General features: G+C 73.3%; 2 protein-coding genes. Both read left to right on the plus strand.

Annotation, left to right across the window (positions count from 1 at the left end; translation table 11 throughout):
- Positions 1-1,019, plus strand: a 1,019-nt coding sequence (locus FJ251_16240) for a 4-hydroxy-3-methylbut-2-en-1-yl diphosphate synthase (protein MBM4119249.1), incomplete at its 5' end; no start/stop codon positions are given.
- Positions 1,016-1,639, plus strand: a 624-nt coding sequence (locus FJ251_16245; GenBank protein ID MBM4119250.1) for a sulfite exporter TauE/SafE family protein, incomplete at its 3' end; no start/stop codon positions are given. The genes FJ251_16240 and FJ251_16245, both read left to right, overlap by 4 nt.

A 1,639-nucleotide genomic window follows, 5' to 3' on the forward strand; every position in this document is an offset into this window, starting at 1 on the left:
TCGCCATGCTGCGCCGCGCCGAGGCGGGCGAGGGCGAGGTCTATCCCGTGCACCTGGGCGTCACGGAGGCGGGCGAGGGCGAGGACGCCCGCTTGAAGAGCTACATCGGCATGGGCTCGCTGCTCGAGCTCGGCATCGGCGACACGGTGCGCGTCTCGCTGACGGAGAACGCCCTCGATGAGCTGCCCGCCACCCGGGTGCTCGCCGAGCGCTACTCGGATCGCCGGCGCGTCGCCGAGCCCTGGACTGCGGCCGGCCTCAGCGCCGAATTCGCCGCGCGCGAGGCCGATCCCACGACTGGCGCCCTTCGCCGCGACGACGCGCTCAGCGGCCTCGATCCCGAAGCCCGCGCGAAGCACTTCCCCGTCACCCTGGTCCCCGTGCACTGGCAGCCGGCGATCCAGGACCTCCTCGCGCTGCGCTGGCGGCCGCTGCCGCCGGACCACGTGCGCATCGACGAGCTAGGCCGGCTCGGGCTCGTCGTCGTGCCGCGGGGCATCAGTGCGCGTCTGGCCGAGCCGCGCCTCGAAGCTCAGGCCCGCGAGCGCAGCCTGCTCGAGCTGGCGATCGGCGCCGGCGTGCCGCTGCTCGAGGGGCTGGCGCGCCGCGTGGCCGTCGAGGCATCGAGCGGCGAAGAGGCGCTGCGCGGCGTCGAGCTGGGCTACGCGTTGCTCCAGACCACGCGCCTGCGCATGAGCCGCGCGGACTTCATCAGCTGCCCCTCCTGCGGGCGCACGCACTTCGACCTGCAGACCGCCACCCGCCGCATCCGCGAGCGCTTCGGCCACCTCGAAGGAATCAAGATCGCGATCATGGGCTGCGTGGTGAACGGACCCGGCGAGATGGCCGACGCCGACTTCGGCTATGTGGGTGCAGCGCCCGGCCGCATCGACCTCTACCGCGGCCGCGAGTGCCTGGAGCGAGGCATCCCGGAGGCGCAGGCGGTGGATCGACTGCAGGCCCTGCTCGCGCAGCACGGCCTCTGGCGCGAGCCCGCCGACAAGGAGAAAGGGCGATGAGCCCCCTGCTCATTGCCCTGTTCTGCCTGCCGATCGCCGCGCTCGGCGCGATGGTCGGCATCGGCGGCGGCGTCTTCTTCGTGCCGATCTGGCTGGCCGCCGGCAGCAGCTTCCAGGCCGCCACGGCCACCTCGCTCGTGATGATCGCGGCGATGGGCATCTCGGCCTCGACGGTCTACCTGCGCAAGCGACTCGTCGAGCCGGCCCTGGTGCTCGCGATCGGCCCCAGCGCCTGGCTGCTCAGCTTCCTCTCCGGCGCGCTGTCCGGACACCTCGACGAGCGGCTGCTGCGCATCGTCTTCGGGATCGTGCTGGTGCCGGTGGCCTTTCTGCTCCTGCGCGAGACGAAGTCGGCCGCGCCGGCTGCGCAGGCCGCGCGCCCGAGCGGCCGCTGGCGCTTCCAGCGCGAGCGAGAGGGCGAGCGCTACACGGTGCCGGTGCCGGGGGCGATCGGCGCCGGCGCGCTGTCCGGACTGCTCTCGGGGCTCTTCGGCATCGGCGGCGGCATCGTCGTCGTGCCCATCCTGACGCTGGGTTTTCGCATTCCCACGCGCGTGGCCGTGGCGACCTCGACCTTGCTGCTCGCCGTCACCTCGGCCGTGGGCGCTGGCGGCCATGCC

It is taken from the genome of bacterium, assembly GCA_016873475.1.
Lineage (GTDB): Bacteria > Krumholzibacteriota > Krumholzibacteriia > JACNKJ01 > JACNKJ01 > VGXI01.